This window comes from Flexivirga sp. B27, from assembly GCF_052905685.1.
This window is the reverse complement of record NZ_JBPYUM010000003.1, coordinates 313,813-329,648: the sequence shown is the minus strand read 5'-3', so window position 1 is coordinate 329,648 and position 15,836 is coordinate 313,813. Positions and strand designations below refer to the sequence as shown.

At 68.7% G+C, this 15,836-nt stretch carries 19 protein-coding genes; 10 read left to right on the top strand and 9 right to left on the bottom strand.

Annotated features, from left to right (window positions below; translation table 11 throughout):
• Positions 1–64: 64 nt before the first annotated feature.
• Together ACSZL9_RS13885 and ACSZL9_RS13880 are read right to left on the bottom strand one after the other, a co-directional pair.
• The gene (locus ACSZL9_RS13885) at positions 65–409 is read right to left on the bottom strand and encodes a DUF2568 domain-containing protein (RefSeq protein WP_446666098.1); all 345 of its coding nucleotides are present in this window, start codon (positions 407–409) and stop codon (positions 65–67) included.
• Entirely contained in the window at positions 406–846 is a 441-nt protein-coding gene (locus ACSZL9_RS13880) for a nitroreductase family deazaflavin-dependent oxidoreductase (RefSeq protein WP_446666097.1), read from the bottom strand. Before ACSZL9_RS13880 ends, ACSZL9_RS13885 begins: the two co-directional genes overlap by 4 nt.
• A 124-nt stretch (positions 847–970) precedes the next feature.
• Here ACSZL9_RS13880 and ACSZL9_RS13875 point away from each other — a divergent pair, with 124 nt between their 5' ends.
• From ACSZL9_RS13875 to ACSZL9_RS13860, 4 genes are all read left to right on the top strand, one after another.
• Positions 971–1,657, top strand: coding sequence for a TetR/AcrR family transcriptional regulator (locus tag ACSZL9_RS13875; RefSeq protein ID WP_446666096.1), 687 nt, complete (start codon positions 971–973; stop codon positions 1,655–1,657).
• Between the two features lie 183 nt (positions 1,658–1,840).
• On the top strand, positions 1,841–2,809 hold the full coding sequence (locus tag ACSZL9_RS13870) for a hypothetical protein (protein ID WP_446666095.1): 969 nt from the start codon (positions 1,841–1,843) through the stop codon (positions 2,807–2,809).
• A 162-nt stretch (positions 2,810–2,971) separates the two neighbouring features.
• Positions 2,972–4,273, top strand: coding sequence for a Na+/H+ antiporter NhaA (gene nhaA / locus ACSZL9_RS13865; RefSeq protein ID WP_446666094.1), 1,302 nt, complete (start codon positions 2,972–2,974; stop codon positions 4,271–4,273).
• Between the two features lie 123 nt (positions 4,274–4,396).
• On the top strand, positions 4,397–4,798 hold the full coding sequence (locus tag ACSZL9_RS13860) for a phage holin family protein (RefSeq protein ID WP_446666093.1): 402 nt from the start codon (positions 4,397–4,399) through the stop codon (positions 4,796–4,798).
• Between the two features lie 98 nt (positions 4,799–4,896).
• Here ACSZL9_RS13860 and ACSZL9_RS13855 read toward each other — a convergent pair whose 3' ends face one another.
• Complete coding sequence (locus ACSZL9_RS13855) at positions 4,897–5,562, bottom strand: NUDIX hydrolase (RefSeq protein WP_446666092.1); 666 nt, start codon at positions 5,560–5,562, stop codon at positions 4,897–4,899.
• Positions 5,559–6,320, bottom strand: coding sequence for an endonuclease III (nth, locus tag ACSZL9_RS13850; RefSeq protein ID WP_446666091.1), 762 nt, complete (start codon positions 6,318–6,320; stop codon positions 5,559–5,561). Before nth ends, ACSZL9_RS13855 begins: the two co-directional genes overlap by 4 nt.
• A 100-nt stretch (positions 6,321–6,420) precedes the next feature.
• Between nth and ACSZL9_RS13845 the strand changes: the two genes are divergently transcribed.
• Both ACSZL9_RS13845 and ACSZL9_RS13840 read left to right on the top strand, forming a co-directional pair.
• A complete protein-coding gene (locus ACSZL9_RS13845; RefSeq protein WP_446666090.1) occupies positions 6,421–7,098 on the top strand; it encodes a Crp/Fnr family transcriptional regulator in 678 nt (225 codons plus the stop codon).
• Positions 7,099–7,272: 174 nt separating this feature from the next.
• Entirely contained in the window at positions 7,273–8,130 is an 858-nt protein-coding gene (locus tag ACSZL9_RS13840) for a PP2C family protein-serine/threonine phosphatase (protein WP_446666089.1), read from the top strand.
• Between the two features lie 145 nt (positions 8,131–8,275).
• Here ACSZL9_RS13840 and ACSZL9_RS13835 read toward each other — a convergent pair whose 3' ends face one another.
• On the bottom strand, positions 8,276–9,070 hold the full coding sequence (locus ACSZL9_RS13835) for an MBL fold metallo-hydrolase (protein WP_446666088.1): 795 nt from the start codon (positions 9,068–9,070) through the stop codon (positions 8,276–8,278).
• Between the two features lie 251 nt (positions 9,071–9,321).
• Here ACSZL9_RS13835 and ACSZL9_RS13830 point away from each other — a divergent pair, with 251 nt between their 5' ends.
• Both ACSZL9_RS13830 and ACSZL9_RS13825 read left to right on the top strand, forming a co-directional pair.
• Positions 9,322–10,179, top strand: a complete 858-nt coding sequence (locus ACSZL9_RS13830) for a GH25 family lysozyme (RefSeq protein WP_446666087.1) — start codon at positions 9,322–9,324, stop codon at positions 10,177–10,179.
• Between the two features lie 251 nt (positions 10,180–10,430).
• Complete coding sequence (locus ACSZL9_RS13825; RefSeq protein WP_446666086.1) at positions 10,431–11,270, top strand: lysozyme; 840 nt, start codon at positions 10,431–10,433, stop codon at positions 11,268–11,270.
• Between the two features lie 111 nt (positions 11,271–11,381).
• On the opposite strand, the gene ACSZL9_RS13820 is transcribed toward ACSZL9_RS13825, so the two are convergent.
• From ACSZL9_RS13820 to ACSZL9_RS13805, 4 genes are all read right to left on the bottom strand, one after another.
• Positions 11,382–12,221 carry an NUDIX hydrolase gene (locus tag ACSZL9_RS13820; protein ID WP_446666085.1) on the bottom strand — a complete coding sequence of 280 codons (840 nt, stop codon included), beginning with the start codon at positions 12,219–12,221 and terminating at the stop codon, positions 11,382–11,384.
• 10 nt (positions 12,222–12,231) lie between these two features.
• Positions 12,232–12,693, bottom strand: coding sequence for a RidA family protein (locus tag ACSZL9_RS13815; protein WP_446666084.1), 462 nt, complete (start codon positions 12,691–12,693; stop codon positions 12,232–12,234).
• A 3-nt stretch (positions 12,694–12,696) separates the two neighbouring features.
• Positions 12,697–12,855, bottom strand: coding sequence for a hypothetical protein (locus ACSZL9_RS13810; RefSeq protein ID WP_446666083.1), 159 nt, complete (start codon positions 12,853–12,855; stop codon positions 12,697–12,699).
• A gap of 200 nt (positions 12,856–13,055) precedes the next feature.
• Complete coding sequence (locus ACSZL9_RS13805; protein WP_446666082.1) at positions 13,056–14,339, bottom strand: NAD(P)/FAD-dependent oxidoreductase; 1,284 nt, start codon at positions 14,337–14,339, stop codon at positions 13,056–13,058.
• 140 nt (positions 14,340–14,479) lie between these two features.
• Between ACSZL9_RS13805 and ACSZL9_RS13800 the strand changes: the two genes are divergently transcribed.
• The gene (locus ACSZL9_RS13800) at positions 14,480–14,968 is read left to right on the top strand and encodes an Lrp/AsnC family transcriptional regulator (RefSeq protein WP_446666081.1); all 489 of its coding nucleotides are present in this window, start codon (positions 14,480–14,482) and stop codon (positions 14,966–14,968) included.
• A gap of 66 nt (positions 14,969–15,034) precedes the next feature.
• Positions 15,035–15,775, top strand: a complete 741-nt coding sequence (locus tag ACSZL9_RS13795; protein WP_446666080.1) for an alpha/beta hydrolase family protein — start codon at positions 15,035–15,037, stop codon at positions 15,773–15,775.
• Positions 15,776–15,836: the final 61 nt, after the last annotated feature.

The following is a 15,836-nucleotide window of genomic DNA, read 5'->3' as shown; positions in this document are numbered from 1 at the left end:
GGGTGTCAACCCCCTGGGCGAGAAGTCCCGCTCGACGGCGCGCCCGACGCAGCGGCACGTCGCGTCACCGCGCGAACGGGCCGACATACATCAGCGCGGTGTTCACCACCACAACGACGCCGTAACCGATCGCGACCGCAACGGGCAGGACCAAGAAGCCCGCCGCCACGCTGCCGCCGAGCACGAGCACCTTGACCCCGAGCGCGAGCGCCGGCACGTCGAACCTCGCCCGGGGCGCCGCGAACAGACTCCAGAGCGTCACGGCGATCCCCACCACCACGATCACCGCGAGGACCTGCAGCAGCGCTGGGTCCGGCGCCGTACGCCATGTCCAGAGGCCGAGGAGCGCCAGTGCGACGAGCTCGATCAGGAACGCCACGACGTCGTTGGCGTTCACCTCACGCGTCACGCACGCTCCAACCGGAAGACCGGGTGATTGGCGACCACAGCTGCCAGCTCGTCGTCGCTCGACTTCGCAGTGACGCCCTCCGGGAAGAACCGGCCCACCTCCCAGGCCCACCGCTTCAGGTAGTGCCGCATCACGGGCACCGCGCTCGCATCCTGCACTTCGCGCGCGTCGTAAATCTCCTCGGATCGCCCGCTGCGCAACGTGATTCGGGGTGTATGGCGCACGTTGCGCACCCACTGGGTCTGCCCACGCGGGGCGACGAGATAGAGCTGCCCGTCGACACGCACCGGGTTGACCGGCGTGCTGCGGGGCTCCCCCGAGGTGCGCCCGATCACGACGAGCTCCTTGGCTCCGAACGCGCTGATGCCCAAACGGGAGAGGCCCTTGACGAGCACATTGGTGATGCGCGTGCCGAGGTCGAGCTGAGTGGCGGCCATGACGATGCCTTCCGAAGTAGTTGCGAGAGCACTGCTCTCACAACTAGGAAAACACTTCGTCGTCAACTAATCAAGAGCAGTGCTCTCTATTGTGTCTGGTGCTCACAGTTGTCATCATGGCCGCATGAGCCCCACACCACGCGAACGCGCTCGCGTCGACACCATGCAGCGGATCCTCGAGTCCGGCCGGCAGCAGTTGGCCGAGCACGGCGCCGCCGCACTCTCGTTGCGGGCCGTCGCGCGTGACCTGGGCATGGTGTCCTCGGCCATCTACCGCTACGTGGGCAGCCGGGACGAGCTGCTGACCGCACTGATCATCGAGGGGTACCGGGACCTGGCCGAGGTCGCCGAGGCGGCGGTCACCGGGCGCGCAGTCCCTGGCCGCCGCTTCGTCGCGCTCTGCGAGGCGGTCCGCCGGTGGGCGCACGACCATCCGCACCAGCACGCGTTGATCTTCGGCTCGCCCGTCCCCGGTTATCGAGCACCGCAGGACACCGTCGCCGAGGCTGCACGGGTCCACGTCGCCGCCATACGCCTCGTCGAAACAGCTTGGGAGACAGGCGATTTGACCGATTCGCCGGCACCGGTCATCGGTCAGGCGCTACGCCGCCAGGCACAGGATCTCCGGGCCGCGCTCGACACCACGCTGCCCGAGCCCGTCCTGGTGCGCTTCGTCGCCGCGTGGACCCAGGTGTTCGGCGTCATCAGCTTCGACCTCTTCGGGCAGCTCGTGGGCAGCTTCGAGCCCGGTGACCAGATGTGCACCTACACCTTCCGCACTGCCGCCCGGACCATCGGCTTCCCCGACTGAGCGCCCGCGTCGTCCGTCCGCTGACGGTGCAACTCGCCGTTGACGCTCGGAACGGTCGGTGACGCCCCTGCTGCACCGTCAATGGCGATTTCGACCGTCAGCCGGTGGATCGGGTTCCCTGCCGGACGCGATTGCCCCTGTGGACAACGGTTTGGACCCACCTGGAGCTCCCATCATGGTGCGATGCAGAAACCTGGACGTAGCTTGCAACCCGACGACCTGCTGCACACCCAAGACCTGCTGCGCCGTGGCGTCATCCCGTGGGAGGACACTCGCCGCTGCGCCTCGAGACTGCGACGCGTTCGGCGCGGGTCGTATGTCGAGGAGTCTCGCTGGGACGAGCTGGACGACGAGGACCGTTTCCGCGCACTGGTCGTGTGCACCTACCGATCCATGCGCAGTAGGCCGCAGTTGACCGCCTGCTGGCACGCGGCAGCGATCCTGTGGGAGTTGCCGGTCCTCGGGCGATGGCCGAAACATGTTGATGTCGTGACCGATTCGAGCGCCGCGGGCAGTAGTCGGCTGATTCGCAGACATCGGGTCACGGTCGTCCCCGAGCCGGTGGAATTGCGCGGCATACCCGTCACGTCGCTCCCCCGCACCGTGGTCGATCTGGCGCGCGTCGGCGACCTGGCAGCCGGCCTGGTGACTGCGGACGCGGCGTTGCACGACCACAAGTGCACGCTTGAGGAGTTGGATGCCGAGGTCGCCGCGATCGCACCCGGCGCATCAGGCCGTCGACGCGCTCAGCTCGCCATACGACTTGCGGACGGACGCTCCGAGTCGCCCGGGGAGTCGTTGAGCCGGGCACGGATCTACGAGTTCGGCTTCGCACAACCTGACCTACAGGTTCCGCTGCGCGACGGGCGCGGCATCTTCGGCTACTCCGACTTCGGGTGGACGCACCGGAGGGGCGAGTTCGACGGCGAGCTGAAGTATGTCGACCCAGACACGGTGTGGCAGGAGAAGCAACGGGAGGACCGCGCTCGGCGCGCCGGAGCACCGTCTTCCCGGTGGACCTGGCGTGATGCCTTCGCCGGCGCGGGACTGCACGACCGACTCAGGACTGACGGCATCCCACGGTCGGCGGCAGCGTGGCGGCGCTGGGACCCGGTGCGCCAACCGATCCGGACCGACACGCACTTCCGGTGACGTCCCAACCGGCGATTGACGCTCGAAACAGCCGGTGACGCCCCTGCTGCACCGTCACCGGCCTTTTCGACCGTCAGCGGTGAGATCGGTAAACTAGGTATCGGTGTGCCGGGAAGTCTGGTCGGCGTCGCATTTCGCAACCCCGCTCACCGAAAGGTGCCCATGACGATCCGGCCCATCCGACGTGTCTTCAGCCGCAGCGACTGGCCCGAAGCCCGCCGCGTCGCCGCGCTGCTACGCCAAGAGACGGTCGGCGGCGCCCTGCTGCTCATCGCCGCCGTCGCAGCACTGGTCTGGGCCAACAGCCCCTGGCGCGATGGCTACCACGACCTGGTGGCAGCCGAGATCGGTCCGGACGTGCTGCACCTCCAGATGAGCCTGGCGCACTGGACGTCCGACGGGCTGCTGGCGATCTTCTTCTTCCTGGCCGGGCTCGAGCTCAAGCACGAATTCACCCACGGGGCACTGCGCGACACCGGCAAGGCGGTCGTGCCGATCGTCGCCGCCTGCTGCGGTGTCGCCGTCCCCGCCATCCTGTACACCGTCTGCCAGGCGATCGGCGCCGGCGAACTCAAGGGGTGGGCCATCCCGACCGCCACCGACATCGCCTTCGCACTGGCAGTCCTCGCGGTCATCGGCACGCACCTGCCCTCGGCACTGCGGTCCTTCCTGCTCACGCTCGCCGTGGTGGACGACCTGATCGCGATCACGATCATCGCGCTGTTCTACACATCGTCGATCAGCCCGATCTGGCTCGCGGTCGCACTGGTCGCCCTCGCCGTGTTCGGGCTGACCATGCGCGGCAACCGAAACCTGTTGCTGCTGCTGGCATTCGGGCTGCTCGCCTGGGTGGCTGTGCTCAACTCCGGCGTGCACGCGACCGTCGCCGGTGTCGCTCTCGGTCTGCTGGTGCCGGTGACTCCGCGCCCCGGCGAGCGCCGGTCGCTCGGCGGGCTGATCGACAGCCGCCTGCGCCCCTTCTCAGCCGCGATCTGCGTGCCCGCGTTCGCCTTCTGCGCGGCCGGCGTGACGGTCGTCGGGGGCGGCCTGAGCGACGCGCTCCGCGACCCGGTCACCATCGGCGTCGTCATCGGGCTGGTGTTGGGCAAGACGATCGGCGTCTTCGGCGGCACCGCCCTGACGGTCCGGTTGACCCGTGCCGAGATCGACGACGGCCTCTCCTGGTCGGACGTGTTCGGCCTCAGCCTGCTGGCCGGGGTGGGCTTCACCGTGTCCTTGCTCATCGGTGAGCTGGCGTTCGGCAGCGGCTCGGTCGCCGACGAGCACGTCAAGCTCGGCATCCTCGGCGGCTCGCTGCTCGCGGCTCTGCTCGCGACGGCGGTCCTGCGGTCGCGCAACGCGACATACCGGCAGATCCACGCGCAGGAGTCACTGGACGCCGACGGTGACGGGGTGCCGGACTGCTTCGAGGCGGAGCAGGATGACCGCGCTCAACCCCAGTGACCCCGCGCGAGACCCGGCATGTCCGTGCAGCGCGCCGAAGCGACTAAGGTACCCGTGAGTTCGATGTGCTTATTCTGGCAACTACAGGCTGAGCGAACCGACAACCACCACGAGGAGTAATCGATGGCCCAGATCACCAAGGGCACGGAGCGCACTCTCGGCCAGTTGGTCGCTGACGTCTCCACCGACCTGAAGTCGATCGTCAAGGACGAGATCGAGCTGGCGAAGGTGGAGGTCAAGGCCGATGTGTCCAAGGGCGGCAAGGGCGCCGGCCTGCTCGCGGCTGCCGGACTCTTCGCGCTCTACATGCTCGGCTTCCTGCTGCTCACCCTCGCTTGGGGGCTGCACGCCGCCGGTCTGTCGGTGTGGCTCGGCATGCTGATCACCGCGGGCGTCCTGCTGGTGATCACCCTGATCCTGGCGCTGCTCGGCGTGAGCGCGCTGAAAAAGGTCAAGGGCAAGCCGGAGCGCACCATCGACAACGCGCAACGCACCGTTGCAGCGGTCAAGCCGCCGAAGGCCTGACTCGCCCAGACTCAACACACAAGAGCCCCGGCCACGTGCCGGGGCTCTCGTGTTTCGTATGCCGCCGCCGGGGAGACCTATAGACGCACCGACGCGGCTCAGCCGCCTCGCAGATAGCGACTCGGCACCGGCCGCTTATCACCCCGGTCCCACGGACGCTCCAGCCCGGCGAGTCGCAAGGTGGCGTCCAGCAGGATCGCGGTGAACCCCCAGACGTAGAGCCCGTCGACCTCGAACGCCGGCGACACGAACTCCCGCCCGGGCACCACCGAGCTGAAGCGGTTGGCCGGGTCGACGAGGTCGGCCAGCCGGACACGCGCCACCCGCGCGACCTCTGCGGTGTCGACGACACCGATCGGCGACGGCCGCTCCCACCACGCGGCGATCGGGGTCACCCGGAAGCCGGTGACACTCAGCGGCAACGAAGGCAGCACACCGGCGACGCGCACCCCCGCACGATCCAGGCCGATCTCCTCGTGCGCCTCACGCAGCGCCGTGTCGGCGTAGGAGGCGTCACCGGGGTCGACCCGGCCGCCCGGGAACGACACTTGTCCCGCGTGGTGCCGCAGCGACGCGGACCGCTCGGTCAGCACGACATCGTGTGCACCGTGCTCGTCCTGGCCGAAGAGCATCAGCACCGCCGACTCCCGGCCGCTGCCCTCGGGCAACCCGGCGACCAGCGGTGCGTCGTGCGCGCGGTCCGCCAGCTCCCGCAGCCAGTCCGGCTCGGACGCGGGAACGAACTCGGCGGACGACCCGGTCACAGGACTGCGGCCGGCTCGGGCACCCCGTCGGGCCGGTCGGCGCCGGGCGCCAACTCGAATTTCAGCAACTTGCGAGCCTTGTCGGGGTCGGTCTCGCCCGCGCCGTATGACGGGCACCACCGCGCGATCGGGCACACGCCGCACGCCGGACGCTTGGCGTGGCAGATGCGGCGTCCCTGGAAGATCAGCACGTGGCTCAGCTGGGTCCAGTCCTTGCGCGGGAACATCTCACCGATCGCATGCTCGACCTTGACCGGGTCCTCCAGGTCGGTCCAGCCGGCACGGCGCACGACCCGGCCGAAGTGGGTGTCGACAGTCAGGCCCGGCAGCCCGAAGGCGTCGCCCAGCACCACGAACGCCGTCTTGCGTCCCACGCCGGGCAGGGTGACCAGGTCCTTCAGCCGCGGCGGGACTTCCCCGTCGAAGCGCTCAACCAGCGCCTGCCCGAGCGCCATCACCGACTTGGCCTTCGCGCGGTAGAAACCGGTCGGGCGCAGCAGCTCCTCCAGCTCCTCACGGTCGGCGCCGGCGTATGCCGCGGCGTCCGGGTAGCGCGCGAAGAGCGTCGGCGTCACCTTGTTGACGCCGACGTCGGTGGTCTGCGCGGACAGGATCGTGGCGACCAGCAGCTCCAGCGGGGTGCGGAAGTCGAGCTCACAGTGCGCGTGCGGGAACTGCTCGGACAGCGCGCGGAACATCTTGCGGGCCCGACGGGTGCGGGCGAGGTCGGACTCGGCCGATACGTCGATGGGCTTCACGACATACGACCCTATTGCTCGGCACCGACGGGCGGTCCGCCGACGCGGCCGGATGTGAGCTGCGCAACGTATGACGGCCGCTCGTGGCAGACTGCACCTCGTGGATACCGAGGCTGTGCGCAAAGCGCCATTGTTCGCTGCTCTCGACGACGACGCTGCCGAGGCGTTGCTGTCGACCATGACCCGCACCAAGATCGCGCGCGGGCAGGAGCTCTTCCACGAGGGCGAGCAAGGCGACTCCCTCTATGTCATCACCGGAGGCAAGGTGAAGCTCGGCCGCCGCTCGGCGGACGGCCGCGAAAACCTGCTTGCCATCCTCGGTGAGGGCGAGATGCTCGGCGAGCTGAGTCTTTTCGATCCCGGCCCCCGCACCGCGACCGCCAGCGCCATCGCCGACACCGAGCTGGTCGGGCTGTCGCACCCGGACATGACCGAGTTCCTCGGCACCCGCCCCGAGGTCGCGATGAAGATGCTGTCGGCGCTGGCCGCGCGGCTGCGCCGCACCAACGAAGCCCTGGGCGACCTGGTCTTCACCGATGTCCCCGGACGTGTCGCCAAGGCGCTGCTGGACCTGTCCCGCCGGTTCGGCAAGCCCGCCGACGACGGCACCCTGGTCGCGCACGACCTGACGCAGGAGGAGCTCGCCCAGCTGGTCGGCGCGTCCCGCGAGACCGTCAACAAGGCACTGGCCGACTTCTCCTCGCGCGGCTGGATCAAGCTCGAGGCGCGGGCGGTCACCCTGATGGACACCGAGCGGCTGCAACGCCGCGCGCGCTGAGCCCGGCCCCGGCATACTGTCCTTGCCAGGCTGCGGAACCATCGGCGTCCCCGCATCGTCTGGATGACGTCAGGTCGCCGCTGAGCGAAGGAAGGCACCCGAGTGGACGAGAGCCAGGCACCGCTGCCGGCGGACGACGCAGTGGGCCCTACGGCGGGCAGTGCAGCGGACGCAATGAACGATGCAGTGAACAACGCGAACGACGCAGCGGACCCGCGCAGCCATGTCGCGCTGTCCCCGCACCCCTGGGTCGCCGGCCAGTCCGACATCGGGCAGCGCCACCACCGCAACGAGGACTCCATCGCCCTGGCCGCCTCCACCGAGGTCGGCGCCCGCGCGGTGCTCGTCGCGTGTGACGGCGTCTCGACCTCGACCGACTCCCACCTGGCTTCCCAGGCCGCCGCGATCGCGGCCATGGAGCGACTCTCGGAGCCGATGCCGCGCCGGGACGTGCCCGACGAGACCTGGCTGGAGACCGCGGGGCAGGCCTTCGCCGAGGCAGCACGTGCCGGCAGCGACGCAGCCGCCAAGACCGGCACCGACGAGGCGGACCCCAAGCCGCCGTCCTGCACGCTGGCCGCTGCCGTCGTCGAGGACAACCTCGTGGTCGGCGGCAATGTCGGCGACAGCCGCGTCTACTGGATCCCCGCTGCTTCGCCCGACCGCGCGGTGCAGCTGGGTGACGACGACTCGATGGCCAATGAGCTGATGCGCCGCGGCGTCCCGCGCGACAACGCCGAGAACGCCCCCAACGCGCACGCGATCACCCGCTGGCTCGGGCGCAACGCACCCGAGGACGTCACCCCGCGTATGGCGCACCTGCTCGCCGAGGAGCCGGGCTGGGTCATCGTGTGCACCGACGGACTGTGGAACTACTGCTCGGCGCCCACCGACCTGTGGGACCTGGTGCAGCGGGTGCGCTCGTCACACGGCGACTCGGCCGCCGAGATCACCGCCGGGCTGGTCGAATTCGCCAATGCCTCCGGCGGCCACGACAACATCAGTGTCGTGTTGGCGGCGCTGACGCCCTGAGCCGGCCGAGCTTGCCCTGAGCCGGCCGAGCCTGTCGAGGTCACAAGGTCGCTTCGACAAGCTCAACGACCATGAAGGGACAAGCTCAACGACCACAAGACGAGGTGGCCGAGCTTGTCCCTCGAGGTGGCCGAGCTTGTCGAGGTCACGGCGTCGTTCCGAGGTATTCCAACTGCGCCCGCACGCTCGCCTTCGCCGCAGGCCACACATCCCGCGGAACATCGGCATAGACCCGCTCCACCACCGCCTGCGCCACGTCGGCAGCGTCCGCGTCGCCTGCCGCGAGCGCGGCACGCACCTGCTCCAGCCGCTCCAGGCGGTGTTGTTGGTATGCCGCAATGACCGACGCCGCGTCGGCGTGCGTCGGGCCGTGGGCCGGTGCCAGTCCGGTCGGCCGCGCCGACGCGACCGCGTGCAGCTTCTCCAGCGACTCCAGGTAGGGACCGAGCGCACCGTCGGGGTGCGCGACGACGGTCGTGCCGCGGCCGAGCACCGTGTCACCGGTGATCAGGACGTCGGCGTCGGGCAGGTGGAACGACATCGAGTCGGCGGTATGCCCGGGCGTCGCAAGGACGTGGATCCGCAATGATCCCAAGGCGATCCGCTCGCCATCGACCAGCGGCTCGCCGTTGCCGCCACCACGGATCGGCGTGTCGACCAGCTCTGCCCAGCGGCCCAGCGACTCGGTGTGGTCGTGATGCCAATGGGTGACCAGCGTCAGCGCGACACGGGCGCCGAGTCCGTCGACATACCGCAGCACCGCCTGCAGGTGACCCTCGTCCAGCGGCCCCGGGTCGACCACGACCGCGCTGTCGCCCCCGGGGACGTGCAGCACCCAGGTGTTGGTGCCGTCGAGCGTCATCGGGCCGGGGTTGGGCGCCAGCACCGCGTGCGCCTGGTCGCCGAGAGAGCCGCCGCGCCATACCTCTTCAGTCGTCACGGCCGACCACGCTAGCGCGGTGCGTGCAACGTTGCCGGACAGTTGCCGGTCAGTCGCCGGACAACACCGGGCCGGCCACGCTGCGTGCCACAACTCACCCGGTGCGACTCGCCGACCTGTCAAAGCCTTACCAAACATTGGTGACTCATATACCTCGTGTGAATACCGTGAAGTTTGTTGAAGCTGAGGTTTCCCCCGGACCACAGCCCGCCCCGAACGGTTCAACGTCTCGTTTGCAAAGGACCCCGACCATGAAAAAGCCCCTGCTCAGTGTCTGCGCTGCCGTCGCCTCGCTGGCACTCGTCGCCGTTGCCACCCCCGCCCAGGCCACGACCACCCCCGACAACTCCCGACAGCTGCAGCCGACCGCGGCCGCCCAGCGCGCCGGCATCCACAAGGTGGGTGATGCGTATGCCGGCTGGAAGCAGCACGCCGTCAGCAGCAACCGCACCTCACCCGGCCTGACCCGATCACTGCAGTCGCTGGCCGCCACCAAGACACCCGGCATCGACGTCTCGGCATACCAGGGCAACGTCAACTGGAGCTCGCAGTGGAACGCCGGCGTCCGATGGGCCTACACCAAGGCAACCGAGGGCGACTACTACACCAACGACTACTTCGCCCAGCAGTACAACGGCTCCTACAACGTCGGCATGATCCGCGGCGCCTACCACTTCGCCAACCCGGCCGGCCGCTCCGCCAGCGCCCAGGCCGACTACTTCGTCAAGCACGGCGGCGGCTGGTCCAAGGACGGCAAGACGCTGCCGGGCATGCTCGACATCGAATACAACCCCTACGGCTCCACCTGCTACGGCTACTCCAAGTCCGGCATGGTCACCTGGATCAAGACCTGGCTGAACGAATACAAGCGGCTGACCGGCCGCGACGCGGTCATCTACACCACGACCGACTGGTGGACCACCTGCACCGGCAACTCGACCGCGTTCAACTCGACCAACCCGCTGTGGATCGCCCGCTACGCCTCCTCCCCCGGCACGCTCCCGGGCGGCTGGCCCTACTACACGATGTGGCAATACACCTCCTCGCCCATCGACAAGGATTACTTCAACGGTGACCTGAGCCGGGTGCGAGCACTCGCCAACGGCTGATCGAGCGCATCGCAGGTGCGCGAATCCTGTTGAGAGCACACGGAAAGCGGGCCGGTCCGGCCCGCTTTTCGCATGCTCGCGCGCGGGCGGGAACGCGCGGCGACGAGCAATGTTCACCGGCTCTGAAGAAGTCTTTACCGGCAAGAGGTAAGCACTTTACACAGAATCAATAGCGTGGGAATTACTTAACAGACGCGTTGTGCTGTTCACCCCCTGGACGACACCGCGCACACCCCATCGGAGGAGTGCTCATGAGGAAGTCCCTGGTCACCGCCCTGTGTATGACGGGCTCGGTCGCCCTGACCGCCGCGATCGCAACCGGGCCCGCACACGCCGCCCCCGCCACCGGCGACAGTCCGACGACTGCCGCAGCGCGTGCCGGCATACATGCCCCGGGCGAGGCGTATGCCGGCTGGAAGACTCCCGACACCCAGCAGCCGTTGACCCGCTCGGTGACGCCCGCTGCGGCCTCGGGCCGCACGCTCGGCATCGACGTCTCGAGCCACCAGGGCAACGTCAACTGGAGCTCGCAGTGGGGCGCCGGTGTGAAGTGGGCCTACAGCAAGGCGACGGAGGGCACCAGCTACACCAACCCCTACTTCGCCCAGCAGTACAACGGCTCCTACAAGATCGGGATGATCCGCGGCGCCTACCACTTCGCGCTGCCGAGTTCGTCGTCCGGCGCGGCGCAGGCCGACTACTTCGTCAAGCACGGCGGCGGCTGGTCCAAGGACGGCAAGACGCTGCCGGGCATGCTCGACATCGAGTACAACCCCTACGGCTCGACCTGCTACGGCAAGTCCCATTCGGCCATGGTCAGCTGGATCAAGTCGTTCCTCACCGAATACAAGGCAAAGACCGGACGTGACGCGCCGATCTACACGACCACCGACTGGTGGAAGACCTGCACCGGCAACTCGACCGCGTTCAGCAAGACCAACCCGCTGTGGATCGCGCGCTACTCCTCGTCGCCCGGCACGCTGCCCGGCAGCTGGCCCTACTACACGATGTGGCAGTACACCTCGTCACCGCTGGACAAGGACTGGTTCAACGGCGACATCTCCCGGGTGAAGGCGCTCGCCAACGGCTGATCCGACCGCGTGCACCGCACCGAGCGGACACGAAAAGCACTCAGCGGACACGAAATCCGGCCCGGATTTCGTGTCCGCTGGTTCGTTGTGTGTCCGCTCGGTATGGCGGGGTCAGTCGTTGAGGTGCGCGCGGAGCAGCAACCGGTCGCCGTCACGGACCGGCTGCGGCATCACCGCGCCCAATCTCTCGCGGCTGACCGTCGCGGGTGCGAGGTCGGGCCAGCCGGCGATCCTGCGAAGCTGCGTGAGCGTCGGCGGCATCAGGTTCGCAGCGCCCTGCTCGGCCTCCTGCAGGACCTCGGCGGGGAGGCGCCATACGGCTTCAGTGGCCTCGGTCGTGTCGTCGTCCGCGACCTGCCGACCGGGCAGGCGGGCGGAGAAGAACCACGTGTCATAGCGCCGCGGCTCCATCTCCGGGGTGATCCAATGATCTTGCAGCGCAAGCAGATCCGAGCGCAGCAGGAGGCCACGCCGCTCCAGCAGCTCTCCGAAGGACAGGCTGCGGTCGAGCACGGCAGCCCGGTCGGCCTGCCAGTCGTCGCTGGTCGCGTCGAGCACCACCTCGTCGTCCGACGGGCCCGCAAGCAGCACGCCGCATTCCTCGAAGACCTCGCGCACCGCCGCAATGACCACCGCGCGCGCACGTGCCTCCGGTATGCCGATCAGGCGCGCCCACTGCGCCGGTGACGGTCCGGCCCACGGCAGGCCGACCACCTCGTCACGCGGGTCGACACCGCCGCCGGGGAAAACCCACATCGACGGTGCGAATTTCATCGACGCCACCCGGCGCTGCATGAAAACCTCTGCGCCGGCGTCGGATTCGCGCAGCAGCAGGACGGTGGACGCAAGCCGCGCCGGGGCGATCTCTCGCTCCGGCGCGGGTGTTGCGAGCCAGCTGAGCGCCCGCTCGCGCAGCGTCGGCGGCAGCTCGATCTCGTGCGTCGACGGCATGGGCAGAGTGCTACGCGACCGAGACGGTGATCTCGACCTCGACCGGGGCATCCATCGGCAGCACGGCCACGCCCACGGCGGACCGAGCGTGAGCACCGGCCTCGCCGAACGCCTTGGCCAGCAACTCGCTGGCGCCGTTGACGACAGCCGGCTGTCCGGTGAAGCTCGGGTCGCTGGCGACGAAGCCGACGACCTTGACCACGCGCGTGACCTTGTCGAGGTCGCCGACCTGCGACTTGACCGCGGCGATCGCGTTGAGCGCGCAGGTCTGCGCCAGCTTCGCGGCATCCTCGGCGGTCACCTCGGCACCGACCTTGCCGGTGGTGCCGAGCTTGCCGTCGACCATGGGCAGCTGGCCGGAGGTGTAGACCAAGTTGCCCTCCTGCACGACCGGGACGTATGCCGCGACGGGCGCGGCCACCTCGGGCACCTGCAGGCCGAGCTCGGCCAGGCGGTCTTCAACTGCGGACATCTGTCACTGCTCCTTCGGGCGCTTCAAGTAGGCGACCAGGTTGGTGCCATCGGGGCCCAGCACGACTTGCACGAGCTCCCAGCCGTCCTCGCCCCATTGGTCGAGGATCTGCTTGGTGGCGTGGACGATCAGCGGAACGGTTGCGTACTCCCAGGTGGTCATGTCGTCACCTTATTCCCGGCATGCTGGTCGAGTGCCGCGAGGTACGAGGGCAACGCACGCTGGTCGAGTGCCGCGAGGTACGAGGGCAACGCACGCTGGTCGAGTGCCGCGAGGTACGAGCGGTGTATCGAGACCGAAGTGCGGCTCCGGATCTCGCTACGCGGCTCGTCCCTCACCGCTACTCGATCGACGGATGCGACTCAGCGGGTGGGGTCGAACGGGAGCAGCTCCGGCGGGGTCACGCCGGTGACCATCTGCTCGGCGAGCAACTGTCCGGACAACGGGCCGAGCGTGATGCCCCACATGCCGTGCCCGCCATTGGAGAAGACACGCGGCACCTTCGTCGGCCCGACCAGCGGCAGGCCGTCGACCGTGACCGGGCGGCTGCCGACCCACTCGTCCTGCCGGTCGTCCCAGTCGACACCGGACAGCAGCGGCTTGCCGCCCTTGACGATCGCCTCGACCCGCTCGGGATGCAGCGGCTCCTCGGTGCCGCCGAACTCCATCGTGCCGCCGACGCGCAGTCGGTCCCCGAGCGGCGTGCAGGCGATCCGCTCGAAGGGGAAGTAGACCGGGCAGGGCACCGGGCGGTTGGCCGGGTCCGTGACCTCCAGGGAGAAGCTGTAGCCGCGTCCGGCGCGCACCGGCGTCCGGACGCCGCACTCCTTGGCCAGCTCCGACAGCCATGCACCGGTCGCGACGACGACCGCGTCACCGGCGACAGGTGCGCCGGAGACCATCTCAACGGTGACACCGCCCGGTCCGTGCCGCAGCGCCCGCGCGTTGGAACCGATCACCAGGTTGCCGCCACGCTCGCGGACTGCGTCGGCCAGGGCGTTGACGTATTCGGGCGGATTGATGAAGCGCTGACCGCCGAGCCGGATCGCCTTCTCGACGTCCGGGCTGACGATCGGCAACTCGGCACGCAGCGTGGCGTTGTCGATCTCGGTCGCCTCGAGCTCCAGGCCGGCCTCGCGGATCAGCTCGACCTCGTGCTCCAGCCCGGCCGCGTCCTCGGCCCGCCGAAACGCCGCCATGATCGGTGCATCGTGCGAACTCGCCTTGACGCCGTGGTCCTCCAGGAACTGGAAGGCCTCGATCGCGCGACGGTTGACCGGCACGAACTTGTCCATCGTGCGCTTCCACTGCCCCGGCGTGCACCGGCGTGCGAAGCCGAGCAGGAACGACGCGAGCTTCGGGTCCGGCTTCATCGGGATGTAGAGCGGCGAGTCGGGGTCGAGCAGCGCCTTCAGTCCGTACTTGATCACCGACGGGTCGGACAGCGGCACACACAGGCCGGGCGAGACCCAGCCGGCGTTGCCCCACGAGCTGCCGGCCGCGACCCCGGATCGCTCCACGACGGTCACATCGACACCTCGCTCCTGCAGGTGCCAGGCGGTCGAGAGACCGACCATGCCTGCTCCGATGACGACAACGTGCGGGGTGCCCTGGCCCTTGGCGGGCCGCAGGGGTTCGAGCACCATTGGCAACCTCTTTCCTACAACGACAGCACAACATTTCAGCACTTCTCACGCTATACATGGGTGCGGGTGCGTCAACTATTCAAAGGCTGGGGCAAATGAGCTCATTTTCTCCAACCAGGCCATCGGATAGCCTCCCTGTCATGGAGGATGTGCGACCGCGAAAAGTGACGCCCGACACAGCGATCGATGACATCGACCGTCGGCTGCTCCGAGCGCTGTCCGAGGATGCCCGGCTGTCCAACAGTGCCCTTGCCAAGCGGGTCGGGATCGCCGCTTCGACATGCCACTTCCGTGTGCGGCGACTGATCGACCGTGGTGTCATCCGTGGTTTCCGGCTCGACATCGCTCCCGAGGCGCTGGGTTACGGCATACAGGCGATCGTCGCCGTGCGGCTCCAGCCGACGGCTCGCGGGCAGATACCCCGCTACGCAGCCGGCCTGGTGCGGCTTCCCGGCGTCCTCAACGTCTACTTCGTCGCCGGTGTCGATGATTTTCAGGTGCACGTGGCAGCCGCTTCGACCGAGGACTTGCGCAACTTCGTGGAGGGTCTGAGCAAGACGCGAGAGGTCGCGAGCACCGAGACCAGCCTGATCTTCGAGCACACCGTCGGATCCACCGGAATCGTCTGACCAGCCTCAGCCACGTGTCCGTCTGCCAGACCGTGAGGCGCCACGCCGGACAAGTAGGGTCGGCGCGTGTCGATACCTTCCGCCACCGCCCCGCCGCCGGACCGCACCGTCTCCTACGGCCCTGCCCCCGAGCAGCTGTATGACGTCCGCGACCCGTCGGGCGCCGCGCGAGACGCGACCGTCGTCGTCATACATGGCGGGTTCTGGCGTCCGAAGACCGACCGCGGGCATGCCGGTCAGCAGTCAACGACGTTGGCAGCACACGGTTTTCACGTTGCGACCATCGAATACCGGCGCGAGCCGGGCAACTGGGCGGCGATGGCGTCGGATGTGCTCGCCGCGATCAACGCAGTCGTCGCAGACACCGAGCTACCCGATCGGATCGCGCTGATCGGGCACTCCGCGGGTGGGCATCTCGTGACCTGGGCGGCATACCAGCAGACCCCGATCGCCGGCGTCGTCTCGCTCGCCGGCTGCGTGGACCTGCACCTCACCCGCGACCTGGGCCTGGGCGACGGTGCAGCCCTGGCGATGATGGGTGATGCCCCTGAAACCGTATGGCGCGCAGCCGATCCCGCACTTCTCGGTCCGCCACCCGTGCCGGTCCGACTCGTCCATGGCAGCGCCGACGACACCGTCCCGGTGGAGGTGTCCGAGAGCTACCAGGCGGCAGCCGATGCAGGCGTGCCGTTGCAGGTGCTGGCGGGGTGCGGGCACATGGAGTTGGTCGACCCGGGCTCGTCATACTTCGCGCACACCGTGACCGCGCTCGAGGCCGTCCTCCAGAGGTGGCCGAGGAGGTCGTGAGGCACGAGCGACCGTCTCGAGGCCCCGATGCGAGGAGACCGTCTCGAGGCCCCGCCCCGTG